Here is a 26,233-nt window from a genome sequence, read left to right as displayed (position 1 = left end):
TCTATATGGAATACGAAGAAATTCATTCTTTTCTTGATACAACAGCAGATAAACTTGAATCTTGTTGGGATGTAAAAATTCTTAGTCATATTGCTAATCAAAGAGTACCCGACCTAGTTATGAGTGGTCGAGGAACTCTTTTAAGAGCAGATATTCATCTTCTTTGGACACAATGGTTTTTAGAATCTATTTGCGATCCAAATAAATTCATCAATTCTTCTCAAGGTTACGCGCATATATTTAAAGTTGTTCAGCAAAGAATACCTTTTATTTGTAATCAAATTTCTGAATCAGAACTTCAGAAACTTACTATAGACATTTCAAGACTGATAGCTAAAGAAGTAGAAAGAAGAAAAACAAGAAAGCGCATTCGGCTTGATATCGATAAAAAAAAGCTGTTGTGGGATATACAAGGCTTAGAACCACGTTGTTGGATTTGTGGATATAAATTTACCAATTGGGCTGAAAATAAATTTTTAGGATACTCTAATTGTAAGGAAGTTCCATTGCCTCGCTTTGTTGATTACATGACATTACATGGTTTAAAACAACGAGATGTCTCTGTTGAAATCGATCATGCAGTTCCTTTTTCTAAAGGAGGAACAGATGAGTTAGATAATCTCCGTTTGTCATGTGGATGGTGTAATTGTCACAAAAGCGATCGCTTATCAATATATGATGTTACAGTTCAACCTCAAATAATAGAACATCCAAAATTTGGCAAACAGTCTATTCCACATCCTTTTTGGGTTGTCAGACTTCTTTCAATACGTAGACGTTGTGAATACGAAGGAAACTGTGACAAAACAGTTAACAACAGTCAATTAACGCTAATCTATAAACATCCAGAAGGTGCAATGAATCCTGCTAATCTAAAAGTTATATGCCAAGAACACGATCCTCTTGGATCTAGTCGTTTAATTAGTAGAGACATTGCAGAGCAAATGCGTTGATTATAAATAGATCAAATGTTAGAAATACAACAAAAAGAAGATAGTCAACAGAAACGAACTGTTAATAAGTTCATAGAAGATATTCAACTGCTCACCAAAGAAATTCAAGAACTATATTGTTCGGATCAAGTCCCCTGGTGTGTAGGCTTCAGTGGTGGCAAAGATTCAAGTGCAGCATTACAACTCATTTGGTATGCGATCTCTGCTCTTCCAGCAGAGAAACGTAAAAAGAAAATTCATGTAATCACAACAGATACCTTGGTAGAGAATCCAGTAGTTTCTGTTTGGGTAGGCAAGTCTCTGGAAAAAATGAAAATTGCTGCACAAAAACAGGAAATGCCGATAGAACCTCATCTTCTCCATCCAGAAGTTAAAGATACATTTTGGGTTTGTTTAATTGGTAAAGGATATCCATCCCCAAGAATGCGTTTTAGATGGTGTACTGAACGTTTAAAAATTCGTCCTGCCAATCGTTTTATTCGTAGTATGATTCGCAAGAATGGAGAAGTAATTCTTGTGCTAGGAATGCGAAAAGCTGAAAGTAATAAACGTGCTGCTGTCATGGCAAAGCATGAAAAAGATAGAGTACGCGATCGCTTAAGTCCAAGAGCGAGTTTAATTAACTCTCTTGTTTACACTCCTATTGAAGATTGGCGTACTGATGAAGTCTGGATGTATCTAATGCAGTGGGAAAATCCTTGGGGAGGAAATAATAAAGATTTATTTACCATGTATCGAGGTGCGACTGCTGATAATGAATGTCCTCTGGTAGTGGATACCTCTACTCCTAGTTGTGGTGATTCTCGCTTTGGCTGTTGGGTATGTACGATGGTGAATAAAGATAAATCAATGGAGGCAATGATTCAAAATGATGAAGAGAAAGAATGGTTACAACCTCTACTAGATATTCGTAACGAACTCGATATTCAAGATGATAGAAATAAAAGAGATTTTCGCCGTATCTATGGAAGAGTAGAATTATTTGAACGGAACAAAGACGGAAAAACTTCGATTGAACCGATACCGGGACCTTATACTAAAAAATGGCGAGAATATTGGTTAAGAAGAGTTCTCGAAGCACAAGTGCAAGTACGTCAAACTGCACCAGAAGCATATCGAGATCTTACTTTAATTACGCCTGAAGAGTTGAGTGAAATTCGGCGGATTTGGTTGGAAGAAAAACATGAGTTTGATGATAGTTTGCCTCGCATTTATGAAGAAGTAACAGGAGAAACTTTTGTGGATGTTCGAGTTGGTGCAGATGAAAAGTTATTGGGTAGTGATGAATGGGAAATTTTAGAAGAGATTTGTAATGATGAGATGCACTTGGAATTGATGTCAAAATTATTAGATACAGAAAGACAATTTTATACTAAGTCTCGTCGCGTTGGCATTTATGAAAAATTAGAAAAATGTTTTGATAGCAGTTCGAGAAGTAAAAAAGAAGCGATTGAAAATGCTCATGACAAACGAGATTTAAAAACTGCTGCTCTGGAAGGAAAAGTAGAAGAAGTTAGAGAAAAGATCAAGGAATTGACCAATAAAAAGCAAACATCAAAAGAAAAATCTCAACCAGTAAAAGCAACTTGGGGAGATATTAAGTTTGCTAGCAAAAAAGATAACTAAGATTAAAAATTTGTCGTACTAATTACAATTTAGAATTAAATGGTAGTTCTATCTCAAGTGTGAAAACTTTGGTTGAACAAAAGCAGAAGTTAAACAATCAAAAGAATAAAGTAAATTATAACAATCAGCTTTGATATGTTCAGTGAACGAAGTGAATCTAAAATCCCAAACAGACAATACCAACCAATCACTCAATCTGTTCCTTCGTTCCACTCAGGACAAGGTTTATCTGTGTTCATCTGCGGATAATATTTGATTCAATGACTAATTTTTTAAAGTTTCATAACTATAGTAAGTTATTTAATGAACAAAATACTTAGTTTAATAATCAGTGGATTTTTTTCACTCAGTTTAATTCCTTCTGATAGTTTAGCTCAAGAAGAATCAACCATGATCGCAGGGACAAAAATAAGTCTAATCCCACCACAAGGGTTTGTGTCTGCGACTCGTTTTCCTGGTTATCAGCAGGAGGAAACTAATAGTTCAATTGTTGTTACAGAAATTCCTGCGTCTATTTCTGAGTTAGCATCTGGTTTAACAAATGCTGAAGAATTATCAAAAAAAGGAATGGTATTATTGCAACAAGAAATAGTTAAAGTAAATCAACAAGATGCTATTTTAATCAATGTTCAACAATCAGCTTATGGTACAGAATTTAATAAATGGATTTTGTTATTAGGTAATCAAACTGAATCTGTTTTATTAACAGCTACTTTTCCTCAAGAATTGGCATCAGATTATTCAGAAAGTTTAAAAAAAAGTCTTTTGACAGTTCAATGGAATCAAACGCAAACTGCTGTTGCAACCGATGGTTTAGAATTTACTCTCGAGGAAAATGGAGATTTAAAACTAGCTCAAAGATTAGGTAATAGTTTAATATATACTAAGAATGGAGTTTTTCCAGCTAAATCAATCAACGATCCATTTTTTGTAGTTGCGCCTTCCGTTGCACCTCAGTATCAAGAGTTGGAAGATTTTGCGCGTCAGCGTTTATTAAAAACAGATAATTTAACTGAAATTGAGATCGAAACTGGTAATCAAATTGTGATTAATAACCTTGATGGTTATGAAATTATTGGTGTGGGTAAAAATATTAAATCTAGAAATTTAGTATCAATTTATCAAGTAATCTTATCTGAGGAAAATGATTATTATTATTTAATGCAAGGACAAGTTAACACTCGCTATAATTCCCAATATTTACCATTATTTAAAAAGTTAGCTGTTTCTTTTCAAAAAAAATAAATTTTAATAAATATTATAATGATCTTCACTGAATTAGTTTTAGAAAATTTTGGAGTTTATTCAGGTCGTAATTTAATTGATTTAAGACCAAAAAATGATGATAGCCTCAGCCCAATTATTTTAATTGGTGGTATGAATGGTGGAGGAAAAACTACTTTAATTGATGCAATTAGGTTAGCTTTATACGGGCAAAGAGCGCAATGTTCGACTAGAGGTAATTTAGGTTATGCTGATTTTTTAACTCAATCAGTAAATATTCAAACTAGTTTAGGAAAAGTTACCCAAATTGAATTAAGTTTTGAACATATTGTAGAAGATCGTTGGCAGGAATTTAAAATTATTCGTGCTTGGAATAAATATCCTCAAGATGGAAAAGATAGTTTAAGTATTATTGTTGAAGGTAATTATGACAATGGTTTAGCGGAGATTTGGGATGAATATGTTGAAAATTTATTACCTCTAGGAATTTCCAATTTATTTTTATTTGATGGTGAACAAGTAAAAGAATTAGCTGAATTAGAAACACCACCGCCAACGGTAGTAGATGCGATTTCTACTTTATTGGGTTTGGAATTGGCAGAAAAGTTATCGATTGATTTAGAAGTTTTAGTTAGTAGAAAAAGAAAAGCTTTAGCTAATCAAGAACAGTTAGCAACTTTGCAAGAAATTGAAGAGCAATTAAAGCAAAAAGAACATCAAAAAGAAACAGTTAAAACCAAATTACAAAATTTGGAAAAACAGCTAAAATTTGCTTACAAAGAAAAAGACCGTGCTTACAATAAATTTAGGAAAGAAGGCGGTAAAATTGCTGCGGAAAGAAGTCAGTTAGAAAATAAAATTAAAGAGCTAAATAATGTAGCCGAAAAAGAAAGAGAACAATTAAGAGACTTGGCTGCTGGTAGTCTACCTTTATTATTAATTTCACCTTTACTATCTGAAATTAAATCCCAAGGAGAACAAGAATTAAAAACTCAACAGTTTAAACAAGCTAAGAATATTTTAGATGAACGCGATCGCAAATTATTAGATTATTTAAATTTAATTGCTCTCCAACCACAATATATTGATAAAATTAAAGATTTTATTGCTGAAGAAAATCAAGTTTTAGCTCATTATCTTCAAGAACAAGGAAAAAATTATTTGGGTATTGATGAAGATAATTTGAAACTCTTAACCACTTTAAGAGAAGAACGTTTACCTCAACAACAAAAACAAGCTAAAGTAAGCTTGGAACACATAAAACAGTTAAAATTAGAAATAGATAATAGAGATACACAATTAGCGATCGCAGCTTCTCCTGAAGATTATCAAAAATTAGATCGAGCAGTTCAAAATGCTCATAAAAAAGTTTTGGAATGTCAAGCAGAAATAGATTTAGTTCAATCTAATTACAATAATCTTGAAAGAGAAATTGAACTGATCAAAAAAGAATTAAAAAATTATAGTGAAACAATTATAGATCGTACTAACGATGAACATATTATTCAGGCAGCAGCTAAGGTACAACAAACTTTAAATTTATTCCGAGAAAAATTAATTCTCAAAAAACTCAACAAATTAGAAATTGAAGTAACCGAATGTTTTCGCTATTTACTTCACAAATCTAATTTAGTTCATCGTGTCGCTATTGATAGTGGGAGTTTTCGTTTATCTCTCTACGATCCTAACGGTTTACCCTTACCTAAACAACGTCTTTCCGCAGGAGAAAAACAATTACTTGCTGTCGCTTTTTTGTGGGGTTTAGCGAGAGTATCGGGTAAAAATTTACCCATTGTGATTGATACTCCTTTGGGAAGGTTAGACTCTTCTCATCGTCATAATTTAGTAGAAAGATATTTTCCCACTGCTTCCCATCAAGTTATTTTACTTTCAACTGATACAGAAATTGGCAAACAGGAAGTTCAACAATTAAGAGAAAGTAACGCGATCGCGGTAGAATATTTACTCAAGTATGATTCTGAGCAACGTCAAACTACCTTAGAAACAGGCTATTTTTGGTAAATAACTACTTCTAAAACCTAGATAAATTTAAGACAAACCCAGGTAAAATATTTTCTCCCAATAATTTAGCAGGAAGTTGAACTATTTCCACCGCTTGATTCAAACGATAAATGAACACTTGGTTATTTTGAGGATCAATTAACCAGCCTAGCGACAAACCACTATTTAAATATTCTTGCATTTTAACTTGTAAAGATTGAAGAGCATCGCTTTGAGAACGCAATTCAATCACAAAATCAGGGCAAATTGGTGGAAAACCTTTTTTTTGTTTGTCTGTTAAAGCATTCCAGCGATCATTTTTAATCCAAGCTGCATCGGGAGAGCGGTCGCCACCGTTTGGTAAACTAAAAATAGTTGAAGAACTAAAAACTACACCTAATTGTGTTTGACGATTCCATAGATTGAGATCAGTAATTAAATCTGCTTCTCGCTGTCCACTTTCTCCTCCTACAGGTGGCATAATTACCAATTCTCCTTTGGCAGTACGTTCTAAATTCCAGTTTTGATTGACTTGACAAAGAATGTAAAACTGTTCGTCTGTCAAGCCAACTTTGTCTAAATTTAAAATTACTGCTGTCACTCTGCTTACCCTTAATTTTTAGTTTTTATCGCTCAAAATAAAATTAATTCAACTATTAATTGTTACGCTTACGCCACTGTATCTATTTCTTTAACGAATAGTCACACTTAAGGTTAATCCTGTCATTTGCCAAGTTGCATAACATTGTTGAAATAATTCCTCACTAGCATTTTTTAAATCTCCATCAGCATCAACAATTCCTCCCCGAATTATTTTTCCGCCATTAGTTTTTAAATTCAAGCGCATCTCACCATTTTCTTCTCGATCTAAAATTAGTTTTCCTCTGGCTAAAACTTGTCCTGCTCGACTGACAATTGCACACTGCATAGTTTAATTAAATAAAATTATTTTATTTGAACAAATTAATAATTACTCTAATATTTTAATCTATTTTTTAATAATCTTAGTTAAAACTTAAATTCATGAAAAACTAAATAATAAAACTTTTTTCCAGATAAAATTGCTTAAATCTACAACCGTTATATAATCTTTCTTGCTCTCTAATAACCACAAATCCCTTTGCTTTAAAAAAAGGCATAGCAGTAATGCTTGCCTCCAAAAATAATAAAGAAATTTGTTGCTTTCTAGCCTCTGATTCTATTTTTTTAATCAATAAAGAACCAACACCTTGACCTTGCCATTGATGATGGACATAAAAACAATCAATATATCCTGTTGTTTTAAAGTTAGTAAATCCGACAATACTATGATTTGTTTCTACAACATAAACTAGATCGTTTCTAAACCTTTCCTGCCAGAATAATTCATCTTTAATTTCTGCTGCCCAGGCTTCAATTTGTTCCCTGATGTAATCTCGTGAATTAATTTGATGAATAGTATTATAAAATAAACGAGAAATTTCAGGTAAGTCTGATTTGCGATATTCTCTCACAATCATTTTAATGATAATTTTTCACCTAAAAATTGTTGATATCCTTGAACTAATTTTTGTTTACCTTGCCGTTCAACAATAGTGCCATGAGCCATAATTACTCTTTCAAAATCCCAATTTAGAATTGTTTTAATTGATTGTTTTAACTGATTTTTATTACCGATAGCTAATTTTTCTAAAATAGTTGGGCTTAAGGTACGATAACCTCCAAGTATTCTAGTTGCAAGCTGAGTTATCAAAGGAAAACTGTTATCAAAATGAAAAGCAGTATCTGTCAGAATTAAAGTTTTGCTCTTGATATGAAAAAAGACTACTTCATTAAGAGGTGATATTTTAGGTATATCTAAAATTTTAAAGCCTGCAAATAAGCAATATTCTAATTCATTATCAAACTTGATTAAATCTTGAGTGAGAACTTGATCGACTACTAAATCTTTTCTTTTTAATTCTAATCCAGGAGCAACTAATAGTTTAGCTTGAGGATAAATATCTTGAAAATCTGCAACATAGAGATGATGATAAAGATTAGGAGCTACAATCCAAGTAACTTTTCCTAACTGATTAATTTGTTCAATATTTTTTGGATCGGTTTTGATAGGAGAAATAACCAATAATTGGGAATCGGCTAAACAAATTATCGTCATTCTAGTGCCGACTTCCAATCCATAATATTTTTGTGATTGTTCTTGAACCCAAATATTTTGAGCAACTTTTCTAAGCATTATTTTTTAATTACTAACTATATAAAAAACATAAAAAAATATTTTTAAATGGTAGTAAGTAAGACATCTTGTTACTCAAAATCAAAATTTATTTCTCTTTTACTGAAAGGTAACTCATGATTAATCGCATCTATTTCTTCCTGTTCCATTTGATTAATCTCATCAATATAATTACGCAAAATTTGATTCATCCTGCGATTATAAAAGCGGTGCAAACTATAATTAGGAGTAGCAGGAAAACCTCTTCTTTTCTTATGACTTCCTCCCGCACCAGGATCGAACATGGTAATACCATTATTAATCGCCCATTCAATAGGTTTGTAATAACAAGCCTCAAAATGTAAACAATTATATTCCTCAAAACAACCCCAATAACGACCATACAAATTGTTGCCTTTAGTTAGACAAAAAGACATTCCTACCGGTTTTTTATCACCGCCTTCTTGATAAGCTGCAACTAGGACAATGCGATCGCTATAATTAGGATAAAGTTGTTCAAAAAATTTCCGAGTGAGATATTTACTTCCCCAATAAAATTTATCGCAAGTATTACTATAAAAACGATAAATTAAAGGATATAAATAATGAGGAATCTCTTCTCCTGCCAATACTCTCATCTCTAATCCAGCATTGACTACCGCTTTTCTTTCTCGTTTAATATTGCGACGCTGATTGGCATTAAACATCTGAAGATAATCATCAAAACTATTAAAATTTTGATTGCCCCAAATATAACTATGATGTAACCAACTACTAAAACCGAAATTTTCCATTAATGCTCGCCAGTCAGGATCGACAAACAGAAAATTACAACTAGAAATTCGATTGCGATCGCAAAAATGATCGATTGCTGCTACCATTAATTCAGTTAGTTCTTCTTCATTCTCTTCAGGCGCAATTAAAAATCTGTATCCAGTTGCAGGAGTAAAAGGAGTCATCCCTACCAACTTAGGATAATATTCAACTCCCAAACGATAAGATAAATCAGCCCATTGATGATCGAAAACAAATTCCCCGTAACTATGGCTTTTAATATAAAAAGGTGCAGCAGCAATTAAGTTTCTCTCTCGCCACACAGTCAAGTGACAAGATTGCCATCCCGTGCGAGCAATAGCACTACCAGAAGTTTCGAGATTATTGATCCACGCCCATTCCAAAAAAGGTGTATTAAGAGGTAGAGCTAAAGCATCCCATTCCGCTTGAGGAATTTCCGCCAAATTTGAAAGCCAAGCAACAGAGTATTTCGGTTTGATTTGTTCAACCATAACTATAGAAGAGGAAGATTACCAATTAATTTTAAGCCTAATGCAATCTTGCTTTATGTTGCAGTCACAACATCTCGACTTTACTAAAAATTTTTCTGAGATAGTAATTTAATTTACTTTTAACAACAATAGATTTGAATTTTAGCAGCAATGATTTTCTAGTCAAAAATGTTCTTTACCTCAACAAAGATAAATATTAGATAAGTTATTTAAGTTACGATTTATCATTTAGATCAGAAGTAGGGAACTTTTATTAAACTTTATCCGTCACCGCTTTGATGTCAATTATTTCAATTGAGATTTTAAACAATCAAAATATTTCTTCCTAATAGATATAAGCTGTTGCTAATCTAAATCTTTACAAAATAGCCATAGATTATCGATGCCTAGCCTGAAAACATAAGGTGCTTACAAAAGTAAAAATATTAGTTAAATTATGTAAAGCACAACCAAAGAGCATTGATTTTTTTTGAAAATTAAATTTGTCTTTTTACAAGAAATTTACAGATACTTTGTAAGTTTATTTTTAAGAGCCTAACTATAAATTGAACTTTATGCAAACAGTTAAACCAGTATCATCGTCTAGAGAGAATTTTCCTCTCTTTGTAACTCGTAACTCAGGCTTCCGCTTACATCAAGCGACCTTAGTTATACTTGTTATGATTGGTTGTTTTGCAGCAATTTCTCTTTCTTGGTTATTCGGTAATAGTCACATCACCGAATTGTTTGCTAGTTTGCAGCTAATTCAGGAAAATCCTCCAAGTTGGTTGATACCACCGCAGTTAGGAAATAAATATTATCTTCTAGTACCGACACTGGTACTGTTTTTTTTGGCGCAAGGAATTATGAGAGTGTCTCCTACACCTCAAACTTGGTCACGCCGAATAGTTGTCTCAATTTTATTGATCTTATTAGTTCGCTATTTATTATGGCGAGTTTTATCTACCCTCAATCTTGCAGATCCTGTTAATGGAACTTTTAGTCTGTTATTGCTATTGATGGAATTATTAACTATATCAGGAGCAATTATTCAACTACTTTTGATGTTCTCAGTCAAAAATCGCCATCGTGAAGCAAATCGATACAGTGAAGCAGTTGAACAAGGTAGTTATGCTCCCTCCGTAGATATTTTAATTCCTACTTACAACGAACCCGATTTTATCTTGAAACGAACTATCGTTGGGTGTCAGGCTTTAGATTATCCCCACAAACAAATTTATCTCCTAGACGATACTAAAAGAACTGAAATCAAACAATTAGCACAGCAATTAGGTTGTCACTACATCACTAGACCTGATAATTCTCATGCTAAAGCAGGAAATTTGAATCATGCCCTTGCCCAAACTCATAGTGAATTAGTTGTAGTGTTTGACGCTGATTTTATTCCTACTGCTAATTTCTTAAAACGCACCGTTGGCTTTTTTCAAAATCAAAAAATTGCTTTAGTTCAAACTCCCCAAAGTTTTTATAATTGCGATCCCATTGCCAGAAATTTAGGCTTAGAAGATGTTTTAAATCCTGAAGAAGAAGTATTTTATCGTCAAGTCGAACCAATCAAAGATGGTGTAGGTAGTGTAGTTTGTGCAGGAACTTCTTTCATCGTTCGTCGTAGTGCATTGGAAGAGATTGGTTATTTTGTAACCAACTCAGTTAGTGAAGACTACTTTACAGGGATTCGTTTAGCTGCCAAAGGTTATGAATTGGTTTATTTAGATGAAAAATTAAGTGCAGGTTTAGCAGCAGAAAACATTTCGGCTCATATCGATCAAAGATTGCGCTGGGCTAGAGGTACTTTGCAAGCATTTTTTATCGAATCCAATCCCCTAACTATTCCAGGATTAAATTTCTGGCAAAGATTAGGTCATTTAGAAGGCTTACTACACTGGTTTACTCCTATCCCTCGTTTCTTTTTTCTATTTGTCCCTATTATCTATATTTTCTTTGGTATCAATCCAATTGAGTTTAGTTTAAGAGAATTAGTTTATATTTTTCTGCCTTACTATATTATTCAGCTTTCAGTTTTTGCTTGGCTTAATCACAGATCTCGTTCAGCAATTTTGGCTGATTTATATTCTTTAGTCCAGTGTTTTCCTACAGCTATTACTGTAGTTAAAATTATTCTAAGTCCTTTTGCTAAAGGATTTAAAGTTACTCCCAAAGGATTAGCTTCAGACCGCTTTTATTTTAATTGGACTTTAGCTTTACCTTTAGTAGGATTATTAATTATTACTGGAATTAGTTTTGTTCTAGCTGTCTTAAATTCTTCAACTCAATCTGCTTTAAATCTTGGTTTATGGTGGAGTTTTTATAATTTAATAACTCTTAGTGTTGCTTTATTGACTTTACTCGACATTCCTAAACCTAGCTTTTACGAATGGTTTTCTTTAAAGAAACCCGTTATCCTTACTGTTGATAACGACTGTATTTACAATGGAGTTACTAACAAATTATCGGAAGAAGGTGCAGAAATAACTTTAGCAACAAACACCGAATTACCAACACAAATCAATTTAACTTTAATCGAAGAAGGATTACAAGTTAACGGTTATATTACCCATAGTTATGTTCAAGAGAGAACAAACAGAATTAGAATTAAATTTAAAAATCTTAGTTTGGCTCAACAGAAAAGTTTAATTGAAATATTGTATTGTCGTCCTGGACAATGGCGCAGAAAAAATAGTCCAGGAGAAATTAAATCTTTACTAATTATGATAAAAGTTTTATTAAGACCCCTCACGTTATTACGTCATAAACAGGCGATTGCCTACTATCAAAATAAATTAATCTAATTTCAATTACCTAACTAATCGCCTAATATTAATTTAAGCGATTTTTTTGGAAAAACTGATCAATCAATTATTGTGAGTGACACTTTTCTTGGTAGTCTACGTCTTTAGATTTGCTAACTTTGCTACATTCAATAAAATAGTAAAGTTAAACAATTACCAAATTACAATTTTTGGACAATTTTATGATTTTTAAAAGATTAACTTATCGAAGTTTGTTAACTACTGTAGCTCTTGTGAGTTGCTCTTTCAGTTTTTTACCCATGATTACTTATGCTCAAGGTAACTCTGGTTTAACTATTTTTAGCGGAGTAGAACGAGAAAATATTTTAGATTATCATTTGGATTTTGGCGGTAATGCTGGTTCTTTTGACCGTTATCGTTTGCGTGTTCCTGGTAAGAAATTGATGCAAGGTGTATCTAAGTTTTTTATTTCTTACCCTGACTACTATAAAGGAAAATTTGATACCGATAAAATTGAAGTCAGAGTTAAAGGCGAACCTCTTCCCATTAGAGAAGTGATTTGGGATCAAGAAAGTTATCTGATCGAAATTGATCTTGAACAACCTCTCAAAGAGAGTAATAAGGTAGAAATTGTCTTTTCTAATGTAAAAAATCCTCGTTTTGGCGGTACTTTTTATTTTCAATGTCAAATTTTACCAGCTTCAGATTTACCAATTCGTCAACACTTAGGCACTTGGATTTTGAGCATCAATCCTTAACGTAGTTATTCAGTGTAGGGCAATTGTTTTGTGCCTCAATCAAACTGTAAAAGCAATTCTACGAAGTATTTTTACTGTTGACTATTTGAATGTTGTACAATTAGAGATTGTGACTTTTTATTGATGAATCAATTTAAGAAGGAGGTAATCATCAGTGACTCAACGTACCCTAGGCGGAACTAATCGCAAACAAAAAAGAACTTCAGGTTTTCGCGCTCGGATGCGGACTAGTAACGGACGAAAAGTGGTTCAAGCTCGTCGTAAAAGAGGACGTCACCGCCTAACTGTATAATCAACAAACTTTGTGGCAATTAGCGTGAAATGTGGGATTACCAAAAGCCAATCGGCTAAAACATCGGCGTGATTTTGTCGCTGTTTACGAACAGGGAATCCGCCGTCATAGCCGCTACTTAATTTTAAGGGCATTATTAGAAGTTTCGATCAATGACTCTTTAGTTACTGAGCCAACTCGTATAGGTATTTCTATTAGTCAAAAAGTTAGTAAAAAAGCAGTGATCCGCAATCGCATCAAGCGACAAATTCGTGCAGTTTTTCGAGAGCTACTTCCTTACCTTCCTGGAGGATGGAAAATTGTGATTGTAGTTAAACCGAAAGCAAGCGAATGCAAATATGAACATTTTTTGCGAGAATTAAAGCAGTTATTAATAGAAGCAGAAATAATCAATGGGTATTAAAGAAGAAGTTTATTATGAAGGCGGTCCTCATATTGGCGATTTAATTATCAATATTTTGCTAGCGTTTACTGTTATTTGTATTCCTTTAACTGTAGGAGCAATTGTGCGTGCGCTGTGGTTGCGTTACCGAATTACCGATCGCCGTATTTCTGTGACTGGTGGTTGGATGGGGCGCGATCGCACCGATATTATTTATTCAGAAATAGTTAAAGTTGTTAAAGTTCCCAGAGGAATTGGATTATGGGGCGATTTAGTCGTTACCCTGAAAGATAAAAGTCGCTTGGAATTGCGAGCAATGCCTAATTTTCGAGAAATCTCTAATTACATTGCCGAAAAAGCAGCAGCGAAAACTGGGAAATCAGTTGAATCAATTGCTGGCTAATTAAATTCGATCTGTAAAGAATAATTACGAACGCGATCGAGTACACTAGACTGAGAAAAAACTACCGCCCACAGGCTGGACTTGTTGAATAATGGATTTTGGTATCGGTTTTATTTCCAACAATATTATGTTGCCAATCCTAGATTTTTTCTATGGGATTGTGCCTAGTTATGGTTTTGCAATTATTGCACTGACCTTAGTAGTTCGTTTTGCTGTGTTTCCTCTTAGTGCTGGACAAATTCGCAATATGCGAAAAATGAAAATTGTTCAGCCTTTAATGAAAGAAAGACAGGAAGAAATTCAAAAACGTTATAAAAACGATCCTGCTAAGCAACAAGAAGAAATGGGGAAACTGATGCAGGAGTTTGGCAACCCTTTAGCTGGTTGTTTGCCTTTGCTTTTGCAGATGCCTATTTTATTTGCTTTGTTTGCTACTTTAAGAGGATCGCCCTTTAGTAATATTAATTACACTGTAGATTTACAAGTTTTTCCTCAAGAACAAATCGAACGAATTCAACCACAAGCTTTTGTTACTAAACCTCAAAATATTTATATCGAAGATGGGGTTCATTACAAAGTAGCAGCTTTATTACCAGCAGGTAATAAGTTGGTAGTGGGAGAAAAAACTAAAGTAGATTTTCAAACAGTTGAAGGAAAACCTTTCCAAAATTTAATTTCAGAAAATGCAGAATATAATTTACAGCCTCATTGGGAAGTAACGAAAGGCTCGGAAAGAGTAAAAATTAATGACGATGGCACTATTGAAGCTTTAGAACCAGGAGATGCAACCATTCAAGGAACTATCCCAGGAATTGCTGCGGATAAAGGTTTCTTATTTATTAAAGCTCTAGGTCAAGTTGGTGTAACCGATTCAGAAGGTAAGATCAATTTTGATATTTTAGCAATGGTTTTACTCTTTGGTGTCAGCATTTACGTTAACCAACAACTGACTGGTGGACAACAAAATAAAGGCTCTAATGCCGACCAACAACAAGCAGTTAACCAACTGATGCCCATCATTTTTAGTGGGATGTTTCTGTTTTTCCCTCTACCAGCAGGGGTATTAATGTATATTTTGGTTGCCAATCTGTTCCAAACCGGTCAAACTTGGTTTTTGATGCGAGAACCTTTACCTGAAAACTTACAAAAAATCGTTGAGCAACAGGAAAAAGCAGAGCAATCAAGAGAAACCCTTCCTTTTGAACGTAAACGTTCTAAGAAAAAAGAGAAAACCTCTGGCTAGAAAGTAATATGGAACAACAAGTCCAACAAGGGCAAGAATGGTTAGAAACACTTCTGGAATTGATGGGGTTTCCTACTTCCGTCAGTCCAGAATTACTTGAGCGAGTACCCGCCGAAACCGATTCTTGTTGGTTAGCGATTGAAACCACTAATTTAACTGAACAGCAAACTCAGTTATTGATTGGTGATAAAGGTGAAAATATTGACGCAATTCAGTATTTAGCTAATACTTTACTCAATCTTAGTCCGGAATCGGAATTTCAAGGTTCTGTTACCATAGAAATAGATGGTTATCGAGTTCAACGATATCAAGAACTAGTAACCTTAGCAGAACAAGCAGTACAACAAGTTAGAAACACGGGGCAAGAAGTAGAATTAACTCAATTATCTTCTGCTGAAAGACGACAAATTCACAGTTTGTTACAGAATTCTGAAGATATTCAAACCGAAAGCCGTGGACAAGAGCCAGACCGACGCTTAGTTGTGCGACTGCGTGAATAAAATCCAGAAATAGTCTCAAGATAAAGTAATGGAAGCTATTTATATCCCTCGTTTACTTAAACTATCGGAGCGTAAAGAAGAGGTTACCATCCAAGAATCAATTGCTGGTTTAAATACTCTTACTCCGATACGAGGATTAATGGTGATTAAGCATGGTGGGAACTATTTAGAAGTTGTGGCTAAGGCAGAAACTATTGTAACGTTAGTTTGCGATCGCTGTCTTAACCACTACAATCATCGTATCTCGATTAATACTTCCGAATTAATTTGGTTAGAAGCAGAACAATCTGAAGATTTTCCTCAAGAAAGAGAAGTGGCAGTTGAAGATCTTTCAGAAACCTTATCTCCTGACGGATATTTTGAACCAGAAACTTGGCTCTACGAACAACTATCTTTAGCTATGCCTCTACGTCAGCTTTGTGGTAAAACTTGCCAAGGAACAGAAGTAACTCCTTCGGTTGCTAGCTCTGGGATTGATAGTCGTTGGGCTTCTTTAGCGGATTTAAAAAAACAATTATCTACCAATAACGAATAGAAAAAAAATCAGCTACCCTTTTCTCTCAGCACAAACAAATTAATCCTGATTTTGATTGTAGTATCTTAATCAATCTCCCGATTTCTTCTCGCTCTAGCAGTTAAATATATCTATTGTTAAAAGTAAAATATTTATCCAGCTTTAAGCGTTAGATCTGTGAAGATAAAAGAACAACTAGGATTAAGAACCATCGATCTATCAAAATCAATGTTGAAACAGTCCGCTCGTCCTTTAGCAGATATTTTAGTGATCGACGATACTCCAGAAAATTTGGCTTTACTTTCCCAAATGTTGACGGAAAAAGGCTACAAAGTTCGTAGTGTGACTAAAGGTTCTAGTGGAATAAGGGGAGCGCAAGCAGTACCACCTGATTTGATTTTGCTAGATGTTAAGATGCCTCAAATGGATGGTTATGAAGTGTGTCATCAACTCAAAGCAGATCAACGTACTAAAGATATTCCTGTAATTTTTATTAGTGCTTTAGGAGATGTTTTTGATAAAATTAAAGCCTTTCAAGCAGGCGGAGTAGATTACATCACCAAACCGTTTCAAGTTGAAGAAGTTTTAGCTAGACTTAATACCCACTTAACTATTGGTAAATTACAACAACAACTTCAAAAACAAAACTTACAGCTACAACAAGAAATTGCTCAACGTGCTGCTGCCGAAGAAACTTTTGCTAAAGCTTTTCGTTCTTGTCCTAATCCCATTGCGATGGCAACTGTAGCAGAAGGATTTTTTCTTGAGGTTAATACCAGTTTTTTACAAATGAGTGGCTATAGTCGTGAAGAAATTATTGGTCGTAGTATAACAGAAATTAATTTGGAGTCTGCCTCGGCAATTTATAATCAAGTTGTTCAAAAGTCTCTTCAAAACGGTTTTGTTCGTAATCAAGAATTTCAATTTTTAACTAAGTCGGGAACAGTCAAAACAATCTTATTATCGGTAGAAATTATTGAATTAGCTGGGAAACAATGTACTCTCAGCATTATGAACGATATTACCGAACGCAAACGCCTGGAAAATGAATTTATTTCTCTAGTTAGTCACGAACTTCGCACTCCTATGACTTCAATGATGGGAGCTTTAGATCTTCTTAGTTCAGGTAAATTAGGAACACTAACTGAGCAAGGTCAACAAGTCCTTAGTATTGCGACAAATAACACTGAACGATTAATCCGCTTGGTTAACGATATTTTAGACTTAGAGCGGATGAAATCAGGCAAAATTACTATGCAACCGACTTATTGCGATTTAAGTCTTCTTTTGACTCAAGCTAGAGAAACCATGCAAACTATGGCAGACCGAGCAGACGTACAACTTGAATTAGAGTCTTGTAGTGTGGAAGTATTTGTAGATCCTGACCGCATTCTTCAAACTTTAACTAACCTTCTAAGTAATGCGATCAAATTTTCCGATGCCAATAGCAAAATTTGGCTCAGAACAAAAGTACTGAACAATTTCTGTCAAATTGAAGTACAAGACCAAGGCAGAGGAATCCCTGCCGATAAACTACAAACGATTTTTGAGCGTTTTCAGCAAGTTGATGCCTCCGACTCTCGCAAAAAAGGTGGAACTGGTTTGGGATTAACAATTTGTCGTCATATTATCGAGCATCATGGGGGCAAAATTTGGGTCGAAAGTAATTTTGGTCAAGGCAGCACATTCTATCTGACTTTGCCCTTAAGCGAACAAAAAATACTTTGTTTATAAATGATTATTCTTCGTAAAGGGTTAGAGATTGAGGAGGACGAGATTGCTTAATTTGTACAGAAATTCCGTGAGCTTTTTCTTCCATCAGATCTTCTAAGTAACCATATTGGGATAATTGCGCTTCTTTAGCATTATTAAAAGGACCAAAATAATAGGTGCAGTAAGGAATAGTAGTTTGAATTATTACCCACCAGGGGAGTCTTGTCTTTTTAATGTTTGAAGATGATTGTTGGCTAGTTACAAATGAAGTTGACTCGAACATGCTGACTTTATTTCCTACATAGTAATGGGTTAATTTTTGGTGGATAATACAGACAAATTAGTATGGTCTGCTTTTGTTTTGGTTTTATTTAAATCATTTAGATTTGGCATTTCTTGTCCACAATTAGAACAAAACCAATACGTTTTTTGTTGATTAATATGACAAAGAAGCTTGGATGAACAACAAGGACAATAATTCATATCAACACCTAAATCTAAAGTTTCTATTAAAATTTTTGGAATTAAAACGGCACAAAAACAATCATGCTAATAATTGATTTAATCTTTTTGAGGTATTAAAACAAAAACTAGTTGATTTTAAATCAAAAACTACTCGATCCTAGGAGAAGCTTAAATATTTTTCTAGATTTTATATTTTTTTAAGAAAAAACTTGTATGTTAAAAAAAGTTAAGTAAGCATTTATGATGCTTTAAGGTTTTATTATTTTTAAATAATTCTAAAGCTAAAATAATAATTACATACTTTTGTCAAATGTGTCTGTAAACTTCATGACATTTTTAAATAATTAATTTGAGCAAAAATACTTAAGTAAAAACTATTAATTGATTCAACTTATTATTACCAAACTAGATTTTTTAGTTGATGTCTTCATGATGTATTAGGCAATCAAATTACTTAACTTAACATCTCAAACAAATTAAATATTTTGATGAGACAAGCGATTTTTTTCTAAGAGAGAAAAATTTATGAAAAACAGCTTTTAATTACTGAAATTGTCATTTGTTTAAACTTGATTGCTTGTCTACTATTTTTTTGATCGACAAAACTTTGAAATCATCACTGACTAGATTTTTTAGTCAAAAATTGGAACTAAGCAAGAAATTTTGTCAGTCTTCTTCCCATTCTTCATGGGCTAAAAGATCGCCTATTTTATCTCTCAAAAGATAATCATTTTTTTCTAACTCTAATTCGACACAAATCCATTCTCTTGGTGCAATATATCGACATAGCATATAAAGAGGTTGTTGGCGTTCAAGAAGTCCTTGATCGACTAATTGACGAGCTTCAGATTTGATTTCTTCAAGGAAGTAGGGAATTGTTTTGAGCATAATCTACCTCCCTGAGTAGATCTTTAATTTTTCATCTTTAAAAGTAAAAGCCAATGTTGAAGAATTTGTGAGGAAGTTGATTCAAGGTAAAATGAATTATTTTTGTATTTAGATAGCAACAAAAATACCTTGGAAAAAAAAACTGACCTCAGCCAAATGTTTACGTTGTTACTGGCTCAGTAAAATCGGGTAGCATTATATAATTTTCTTATATTAATTTTGAATATCTTTGAAAAAATAAATTAAATAGTCATTTCAATCGTCAGTCCTCTACTTAAATAGCGATCGCTCTTATCCTAAAAAGAAATAATGGGGAGATATTGACACTCCCACCACTAAACCACTGACTCCGCTCTCGCTTCGTCATTGCTTTTGGTGGGCGGGGCATACAAGGGTCTGAGGTCTCCTCAGACCACAGCCCCTTGGGATTCTTGGTTCAACGAATCTCCGTTAGACGACAGGCTTACGCCAACCGCCCAAGAGGGAGTTTCTCCCCAAGCGTAACTTCCGCTATGCCCTAGCGTACTCAGTCCTTTTTTTAGAATATTGATACTAGCTGCTATATCTCTATCTTCTGTATATCCGCACTCACAAACATGAGTACGAGTAGATAGAGATTTTTTGATTCTTCTTTCGCAAGCAGGACAATCTTGCGAAGTGTAATGTGGAGGTACGGCAATTGTTATCTTGCCGAATTTCCAGCCAAAATACTCAACCCATTTACGAAATTGAGTCCAACCAGCATCAGATATGGATTTTGACAATCTTCGATTACGAACTAGATTTCTAACATTTAAATCTTCATAGACGATGCAATCATTAGATGCACATACGCAACGCGCTACTCTCTTAGCGTGTTCTTCACGTTGTCTACTTACTTTTAAATGCAGTTTTGCATAGCTCTTTCTAGCGTTGTGGTAATTCTTAGACTGTTTTTTTCCTTTTTGGTACTTTTTAGACTTTCGTCTGTTTAGACGGTTAAGACGTTTTTCGCTTTTTCTGTAGAATCTAGGATTTTCTTCTATATATCCATTGCTATCAGCATAGAAATACTTTAATCCCATATCTAAGCCGATGGCTTTGCCTGTTGGTTGCATATCTTCTTTTACTTCGATAGATATTCCCAACTGACAATAGTAACCATCAGCGCGACGAACCAGTCTTACTCGCTTAATTTGTTCTGGTTGATAGAAATAGATATCTCGACTACCGACTAACTTAACTCTTCCTATGCCGATTTTATCGGTGAAAGTAATATTCTTTTTGGTAGCTTCGTCTAGCTTCCAGCCAGATTGTTTATATTCAACTGAGCGAGAATGTTTCTTGAATTTAGGATAGCCTGCTTGGTGCGCGTGCGACCCGCCGTAAGACGACGGGTCGGTCGCATCCGCTTTCTTGCCTTTAACTTTCTGCTTGCTCCGGCCACACGCGGAGGTTTCCTCCGCGTGGGCGGTGCGCTTTTTGCAGTTATCGAAAAATCTAGCTATTCCTGACCAAGCACGTTCAGCAGATGATTGCCTAGCAGTAGAATTTAATTTATCAGCAAAAACATACTCTTTAGCTAGAATGCGACAATACTTATTTAAGTCGTATTTATTGACTTTTTTATTGTCCATCCAATAGCGCAAAGCTTTGTTTCTGACAAATTGACCTGTGCGAATAGCTTGGTCAATTGCCAGATATTGATGTGGTTTTGCTTTGATTTTGTACTCTAGGATTATCATGTATTTATGCTATTACATTTGGTACAAATATTGTCGCTATCGCGGTTTTTTTGTTGGCGAAAATTCATCTCGTCGGTAAAGAATCGGGTGCATTTAGCTATGCTAAACTTAAATAACCCTCTCTTTTACCGACAGTCTTCTTTTCGCATTTAAGATAACAACTGATAACTGATTACCATCCCCAACTACCAGCACTACCTTTAAAAGGACCAACTACATTTTTAGTAATCCAACCACCATAAAAATCTCCAGATTGAGGCTGAACTTGTTCTCCATCGACATAACAAGCATCCATGCGACTAGGATAAAATGCCACATAATTTTTAATTGCAGCAAACTCATCGGTAGGATCAGGATAAAACCAAGCTGCATTAATTTCTTTGCGATCGCCCGCTGTAATGGTATAGTAGTTAGCTGCACCTTTCCACTCGCAAAATGATTGTCGGGTAGTTTTCTCAAGATACTGCATTTGAATATCTTCGGGAGGAATGTAATAAACTGGAGGATGGCTAGTTTCCAAAACTCGATAAGTACGGTGGCTATCAGCAAGAGTGATTTGATTGAAGATTACTTGAATATGTTGGGTGGAACTTTCTAAACGAGGAGGACGAGGATAATCCCAGACAGATTCTTGTCCAGGTTGAGGTGGAATCGGTTTTGGTATAAACATAATTAATTATTCCTGTTTTGAGTTGAATTAGCTGTTTGCTTTTCGCCAAGGATTTAAAATTCGTAATAGTATTACTCCGCTAGTCATAACTACAATAACCAACACTCGTAATTGAGTTTGCCAATTCCAAGTTAATTCTCCCAAATAATGAGAACCAATTAAAATAGTATGACCAGCAGCTAGAAATAGGGCAGGGATTGAAAACAAATGAATTTGTCGCCAATGTCTACCTAATATATGTTGCCAGCGATCAAAACTGGTTAAAGCTGCGGGAGTCATTAAGCATAAAGCAATTGTTCCAATTATTAAACCCAGTTGATGCTGAGGAATCATAAATGGCAATGAATTTAAATTCCAATTGAGGGTATGGTCGAACATATGTACAGTATGAGCGATCGCTAAAAAATAACCCCCCACACCAATCACTCGCCGGTATTGTAGAGGTATTGACCACCATTGAGCAATTGGACGAGCAATTAAAGCTAACATTAATAAAAATAATGCTCCATGTCCCGTATAATCGATCATGGCATCGGTACGCCACAGAGTTAAAACTCCGATTGCGACAGTAATCCAACCTCCCAAACGAGTTAATTGACTTCTGCGGTCGCGAGTTAAACGAGAAGCTGATAATCCTACGGCTACCATAGTGGGCATTGTTCCTAATCCAAAAGCCAGCATAATTGCCATTCCCCACCAAATACTATGGGATTCTGCTGCTTTAATTTGTGCTGCATAAAGAAAACCACAGGGAATTAGACCCCAAAAAATACCTAAAATTCCAGGAGTCCACCAAGAGTGATGGGAAGCAAGACTATTCATAACTTTACTCAAGCGAGCGTGTAGTTTGCCTTGAAAGGGATGTAAGATGGGTAAATTGGGTAAAAAATCTGGCTTAATTCGTAGTAAACCCAACCAAATTAACATTAGACCCATCACAATTGCCATTAATTGACGGATTGTCCCTGTAAAAATTAAAGAACTAATACTACCTAATGCTGCACCGACTAAAGTATAGCTGGTGATTCTACCGAGATTAAGCAGAAGATGAAAAACTAGACTATGTAACCAAGAAGATTTAGCTTGATATTGTTGCGACAGAGAAAAAGAAATTGCTAAAGGGCTACACATTCCGGCACAATGACCGAAACTACCTAGAAATCCGATGCTAGCAATCAAAAGTAAATCTAACACAGCTTATAAAGTCAAAAGTCAAAATAATTAAAATTAAGTTCAGTCTTGGTTATGCTTCTGGCTTGTTTGAATTGATTCAAGAGGAATTTAAGTTAAAAACAATAAGGATATATACTGATCCTTATCTTAATACTGAGTTGTATCCGATTGGGTTTCGTTGGTTCAATTTGGTTTAAAGTTTGTTTTTAGAGCTAATTAAAACAAAACAAATTATGTCTTCTCTAATCAAACCTTTCGTTGTAGCTCATAATATTAAGACAGATGGTAACGTGGGCGTGACTTTTCATATCGAACCAAATCATAGTCCACGTGCAGGAGAAAATGCGATCGCGTGGTTTGCTTTAACTCGTCAAGGTGGTGAATCAATTCCTCTGAGTCAATGTGATTGTAATTTAGCAGTTTATCAACAATCTTCTCCCACTCAACCAATTCTGAATCCTACTTTACAATCTCTTGATCCTGAAGCTCAATATCAAAAAGTTCCTGGCACAACCATTATTTTTCCTGAAGCAGGCAGTTATCAATTAGAAATTAGTGGAAAACCAAAATTAGAAGGAGATTTTAAACCTTTTAAACTTAGTTATACAGTCAATGTTAGTCCTGGAATTACTCAATCCACACAGGAACAAAATAGTCAACCAAATCCAATTATTCTTGCCACAAATAATCGTAATAATCAATCATCATTGAACTTTTTACCCTGGTTGTTTACTGCGATCGCAGGTATGATAATTATCGCTATGATATTCAAAACCAGAAAATCCAGAACAAAATCTTCTACTGAAAACAAAGAATAGTTAGCCAAAGCGCGATCGCACTTTTGAGAAATGATAATTTGGTGATCAGACGCTATACCTTAAAAGACGATCAATGGAGAACAACAGCCAATGTCGTTTAGCTTAATTGACGACACGCCCTAAAACTGGTAACTGAGGATTGGCTATGATTAAAGAAAGAGATTAAAGAACTATCATAGGTTTAATGTAGCTATTATTGTTGCAGTAAATTCTGGAGAAAATATACTAGAGCAAGCTATAGTACAAACTAAAATAATAATCTGCTGGCAATAAAATTTATAGGGAACGATTCTAGGAGAATAAAGCACGCATGGGAAGAGTAGTCGGCATTGACTTGGGAACAACTAATTCCGTAGTCGCCGTCATGGAAGGCGGGAAGCCTGTAGTAGTCGCTAATTCAGAAGGTATGCGTACTACTCCATCGGTAGTTGGTTTTAATAAAGATGGCGAACTACTAGTCGGACAAATGGCACGACGACAAACAGTATTAAATCCTCAAAACACTTTTTATGGGATTAAAAGATTTATGGGGAGAAAATATGCTGAATTACAACCAGAATCAAAACGAGTTCCCTATACTATTCGTCGTGATGAATTAGGAAATATTAAAATACGTTGTCCTCGTCTCAAAAAAGAATTCGCCCCAGAAGAAATTTCAGCGATGATTTTGCGTAAATTAGCTGATGAAGCTAGTCGGTATTTAGGAGAAGAAATTACCAGCGCAGTCATCACCGTACCAGCTTATTTTAACGATGCTCAAAGACAAGCTACCAGAGATGCAGGTAGAATTGCTGGGTTAGAAGTATTACGGATCATCAATGAACCTACCGCAGCAGCTTTGGCTTATGGTTTAGACCAAAAACGCAGTCAAACAATTATGGTATTTGACCTCGGTGGAGGTACATTTGATGTTTCAATTTTAGAGGTGGGAGATAAGGTTTTTGAAGTCAAAGCTACCAGTGGCGATACTCAATTAGGAGGTAATGATTTTGATAAAAGAATTGTTGATTGGTTAGCAGAAGAATTTCTGGAAAAAGAAGGAGTAGATTTGCGCAAAGATCGACAATCACTCCAAAGACTAACGGAAGCAGCCGAAAAAGCCAAAATTGAACTATCGGGAGTTACAGTTACCGAAATCAACCTACCTTTCATTACCGCTACCCCAGAAGGTCCAAAACATATCGAAACTAAGCTTTCTCGCCCGAAATTTGAGGAATTGTGTGGAGATTTAGTTAGTCGTCTGCGTCGTCCTCTGAAAAGAGCTATTTCTGATGCAGGTATTAGTCCAATTCAAATTAATGAAGTGGTTTTAGTCGGTGGTTCAACCCGTATTCCGATGGTACAAGACTTAGTTCGCAGTTATATCGATCTTGAGCCTAATCAAAATGTGAACCCTGATGAAGTAGTAGCGATTGGTGCTGCCATTCAAGCTGGTATTTTAACTAATGAAGTTAAAGATATTTTATTGTTAGATGTAACTCCTCTATCCTTGGGTTTAGAAACCATTGGTGGTGTGATGAAGAAGTTGATTCCTCGCAATACTACTATTCCAGTACGTCGTTCGGATATCTTTTCGACTGGGGAAAACAATCAAACTATGGTTGAAATCCATGCCCTGCAAGGGGAAAGGGAAATGGCAGCAGGCAACAAATCTTTGGGTAGATTTAAACTAACTGGTATTCCACCTGCACCTAGAGGTATTCCACAAATTCAAGTTTCTTTTGATATCGATGCTAACGGAATTTTGCAAGTAACAGCTAGAGATAAAACTACGGGAAGAGAACAAGGAATTACAGTGCAAGGGGCTTCTAATCTGCCTGAAATCGAAATTAATCGGATGATTCAGGAAGCAGAACAATTTTCTCAACAGGATCGAGAAAGAAAAGAAAAGGTCGAAAAACGCAATAATGCCAAGGCTTTAACCGATCAAGCACAACGGAGATTAAAAGAAGTTACTCTTGATTTTGGCTCTCAATTTGCAACCTACTATCGTCGTCGGATCGATACTTTATGTGAAGATATTCTTAGAAGTCTAGAACAAAATGATGAAATAACTTTAGATAGAGCGCAAGCAGATTTACAAGATACTTTATACGAGTTAAATCGAGAAGTGAGATTGCAATACGAAGATGAAGAAGATGATGACTTTTTCGGTGCAATTCGTCGTACCTTTATTGGTGATGATAACAAGATAGACGAGGATTATTCCTACGATACCCGTCGTTCTAACTACCGCGATGATTATCGTCCTCCTAACGCTGGTGGTTGGGATAATAGTCCAGTTCGTGATAGTCGTGACAGTTGGGATGACGATCCTAATAATTATCAGGGTAATTACCGTGATGATTATCGTCCCAGTAGCGATCGCAGACCAGAACCTCGGACTAATTACCGTGATGATTATGGTTCTCGCAGCTATGACGACAGTCAAAACCGCTATCAGCCCAGAAATTCTTCTTATTCAGATAGTAATAGTAGTGCGCAATCTCGGTACTACAATAGTCGTAACCGTCCTCAAAATATTCCCTATGAAAATGATTGGGATGATGATGATGATGAATGGTTTTAAGTTGAGTTAACAATAGATGCTCAAACGCAATTGCTTTCAAGAGATTGATGATTGATAATTGTTGATACCAATATCTGCTACTTTACT

At 34.9% G+C, this 26,233-nt stretch carries 25 protein-coding genes; 15 read left to right on the top strand and 10 right to left on the bottom strand.

The window, feature by feature from the left end; translation table 11 throughout:
• Positions 1–5: 5 nt before the first annotated feature.
• From STA7437_RS24890 to dndD, 4 genes are all read left to right on the top strand, one after another.
• Positions 6–953 (top strand): HNH endonuclease, encoded by a 948-nt coding sequence (locus STA7437_RS24890; protein WP_015193714.1) that lies wholly within the window; start codon positions 6–8, stop codon positions 951–953.
• Positions 954–968: 15 nt separating this feature from the next.
• Positions 969–2,579 (top strand): DNA phosphorothioation system sulfurtransferase DndC, encoded by a 1,611-nt coding sequence (gene dndC / locus STA7437_RS12315; RefSeq protein ID WP_015193713.1) that lies wholly within the window; start codon positions 969–971, stop codon positions 2,577–2,579.
• Between the two features lie 303 nt (positions 2,580–2,882).
• Positions 2,883–3,824: a hypothetical protein gene (locus tag STA7437_RS12310; RefSeq protein WP_015193712.1), complete on the top strand. Its 942-nt coding sequence runs from the start codon at positions 2,883–2,885 to the stop codon at positions 3,822–3,824.
• A gap of 18 nt (positions 3,825–3,842) precedes the next feature.
• Positions 3,843–5,825, top strand: coding sequence for a DNA sulfur modification protein DndD (dndD, locus tag STA7437_RS12305; protein ID WP_015193711.1), 1,983 nt, complete (start codon positions 3,843–3,845; stop codon positions 5,823–5,825).
• Between the two features lie 10 nt (positions 5,826–5,835).
• Here the strand turns inward: dndD and STA7437_RS12300 are convergent, their stop codons facing one another.
• The 5 genes from STA7437_RS12300 to STA7437_RS12280 all read right to left on the bottom strand — a co-directional run bounded on the left by STA7437_RS12300 (position 5,836) and on the right by STA7437_RS12280 (position 9,284).
• Positions 5,836–6,405, bottom strand: coding sequence for a Uma2 family endonuclease (locus tag STA7437_RS12300; RefSeq protein ID WP_015193710.1), 570 nt, complete (start codon positions 6,403–6,405; stop codon positions 5,836–5,838).
• A gap of 90 nt (positions 6,406–6,495) precedes the next feature.
• Positions 6,496–6,732, bottom strand: coding sequence for a hypothetical protein (locus tag STA7437_RS12295; RefSeq protein ID WP_015193709.1), 237 nt, complete (start codon positions 6,730–6,732; stop codon positions 6,496–6,498).
• A 103-nt stretch (positions 6,733–6,835) separates the two neighbouring features.
• On the bottom strand, positions 6,836–7,303 hold the full coding sequence (locus STA7437_RS12290) for a GNAT family N-acetyltransferase (protein ID WP_015193708.1): 468 nt from the start codon (positions 7,301–7,303) through the stop codon (positions 6,836–6,838).
• Complete coding sequence (locus STA7437_RS12285; protein ID WP_015193707.1) at positions 7,300–8,019, bottom strand: DUF4336 domain-containing protein; 720 nt, start codon at positions 8,017–8,019, stop codon at positions 7,300–7,302. Before STA7437_RS12285 ends, STA7437_RS12290 begins: the two co-directional genes overlap by 4 nt.
• A gap of 71 nt (positions 8,020–8,090) precedes the next feature.
• Positions 8,091–9,284 carry a GNAT family N-acetyltransferase gene (locus tag STA7437_RS12280; protein ID WP_015193706.1) on the bottom strand — a complete coding sequence of 398 codons (1,194 nt, stop codon included), beginning with the start codon at positions 9,282–9,284 and terminating at the stop codon, positions 8,091–8,093.
• A 554-nt stretch (positions 9,285–9,838) separates the two neighbouring features.
• Here STA7437_RS12280 and STA7437_RS12275 point away from each other — a divergent pair.
• The 9 genes from STA7437_RS12275 to STA7437_RS12235 all read left to right on the top strand — a co-directional run bounded on the left by STA7437_RS12275 (position 9,839) and on the right by STA7437_RS12235 (position 17,860).
• On the top strand, positions 9,839–12,073 hold the full coding sequence (locus STA7437_RS12275; RefSeq protein WP_015193705.1) for a glycosyltransferase: 2,235 nt from the start codon (positions 9,839–9,841) through the stop codon (positions 12,071–12,073).
• Positions 12,074–12,255: 182 nt separating this feature from the next.
• Positions 12,256–12,792, top strand: a complete 537-nt coding sequence (locus tag STA7437_RS12270) for a DUF2808 domain-containing protein (protein ID WP_015193704.1) — start codon at positions 12,256–12,258, stop codon at positions 12,790–12,792.
• Between the two features lie 154 nt (positions 12,793–12,946).
• Entirely contained in the window at positions 12,947–13,084 is a 138-nt protein-coding gene (gene rpmH, locus STA7437_RS12265) for a 50S ribosomal protein L34 (RefSeq protein ID WP_015193703.1), read from the top strand.
• 31 nt (positions 13,085–13,115) lie between these two features.
• Positions 13,116–13,487, top strand: coding sequence for a ribonuclease P protein component (rnpA, locus tag STA7437_RS12260; RefSeq protein ID WP_015193702.1), 372 nt, complete (start codon positions 13,116–13,118; stop codon positions 13,485–13,487).
• Positions 13,477–13,869 (top strand): PH domain-containing protein, encoded by a 393-nt coding sequence (locus STA7437_RS12255; RefSeq protein WP_015193701.1) that lies wholly within the window; start codon positions 13,477–13,479, stop codon positions 13,867–13,869. The genes rnpA and STA7437_RS12255 overlap by 11 nt, the downstream gene beginning before the upstream one ends.
• Positions 13,870–13,960: 91 nt before the next feature.
• Positions 13,961–15,112, top strand: coding sequence for a membrane protein insertase YidC (gene yidC / locus STA7437_RS12250; RefSeq protein WP_015193700.1), 1,152 nt, complete (start codon positions 13,961–13,963; stop codon positions 15,110–15,112).
• Between the two features lie 8 nt (positions 15,113–15,120).
• Entirely contained in the window at positions 15,121–15,612 is a 492-nt protein-coding gene (locus STA7437_RS12245) for a Jag family protein (protein WP_015193699.1), read from the top strand.
• Between the two features lie 28 nt (positions 15,613–15,640).
• On the top strand, positions 15,641–16,147 hold the full coding sequence (locus STA7437_RS12240; RefSeq protein WP_015193698.1) for a YceD family protein: 507 nt from the start codon (positions 15,641–15,643) through the stop codon (positions 16,145–16,147).
• A 207-nt stretch (positions 16,148–16,354) separates the two neighbouring features.
• Positions 16,355–17,860: a hybrid sensor histidine kinase/response regulator gene (locus tag STA7437_RS12235; protein ID WP_015193697.1), complete on the top strand. Its 1,506-nt coding sequence runs from the start codon at positions 16,355–16,357 to the stop codon at positions 17,858–17,860.
• Positions 17,861–17,864: 4 nt separating this feature from the next.
• Here the strand turns inward: STA7437_RS12235 and STA7437_RS12230 are convergent, their stop codons facing one another.
• From STA7437_RS12230 to STA7437_RS12210, 5 genes are all read right to left on the bottom strand, one after another.
• Entirely contained in the window at positions 17,865–18,122 is a 258-nt protein-coding gene (locus STA7437_RS12230; protein ID WP_015193696.1) for a DUF1816 domain-containing protein, read from the bottom strand.
• 848 nt (positions 18,123–18,970) lie between these two features.
• Complete coding sequence (locus STA7437_RS12225; protein WP_015193694.1) at positions 18,971–19,192, bottom strand: DUF4327 family protein; 222 nt, start codon at positions 19,190–19,192, stop codon at positions 18,971–18,973.
• Positions 19,193–19,599: 407 nt separating this feature from the next.
• Positions 19,600–20,916: an RNA-guided endonuclease InsQ/TnpB family protein gene (locus tag STA7437_RS12220; protein WP_015193693.1), complete on the bottom strand. Its 1,317-nt coding sequence runs from the start codon at positions 20,914–20,916 to the stop codon at positions 19,600–19,602.
• 172 nt (positions 20,917–21,088) lie between these two features.
• Positions 21,089–21,586 carry a DUF427 domain-containing protein gene (locus STA7437_RS12215; protein WP_015193692.1) on the bottom strand — a complete coding sequence of 166 codons (498 nt, stop codon included), beginning with the start codon at positions 21,584–21,586 and terminating at the stop codon, positions 21,089–21,091.
• A 27-nt stretch (positions 21,587–21,613) separates the two neighbouring features.
• Positions 21,614–22,780, bottom strand: coding sequence for an urease accessory protein UreH domain-containing protein (locus STA7437_RS12210; protein ID WP_015193691.1), 1,167 nt, complete (start codon positions 22,778–22,780; stop codon positions 21,614–21,616).
• A gap of 212 nt (positions 22,781–22,992) precedes the next feature.
• Here STA7437_RS12210 and STA7437_RS12205 point away from each other — a divergent pair, with 212 nt between their 5' ends.
• Together STA7437_RS12205 and dnaK are read left to right on the top strand one after the other, a co-directional pair.
• A complete protein-coding gene (locus STA7437_RS12205) occupies positions 22,993–23,577 on the top strand; it encodes a hypothetical protein (protein WP_015193690.1) in 585 nt (194 codons plus the stop codon).
• Between the two features lie 310 nt (positions 23,578–23,887).
• Positions 23,888–26,146 (top strand): molecular chaperone DnaK, encoded by a 2,259-nt coding sequence (gene dnaK, locus STA7437_RS12200; RefSeq protein ID WP_015193689.1) that lies wholly within the window; start codon positions 23,888–23,890, stop codon positions 26,144–26,146.
• Positions 26,147–26,233: the final 87 nt, after the last annotated feature.

Origin of the sequence: Stanieria cyanosphaera PCC 7437, from assembly GCF_000317575.1 — a bacterium.
GTDB lineage: Bacteria > Cyanobacteriota > Cyanobacteriia > Cyanobacteriales > Xenococcaceae > Stanieria > Stanieria cyanosphaera.
Note: the sequence above shows the minus strand (reverse complement) of the source record. Positions and strands in the feature narration are given on the sequence as shown.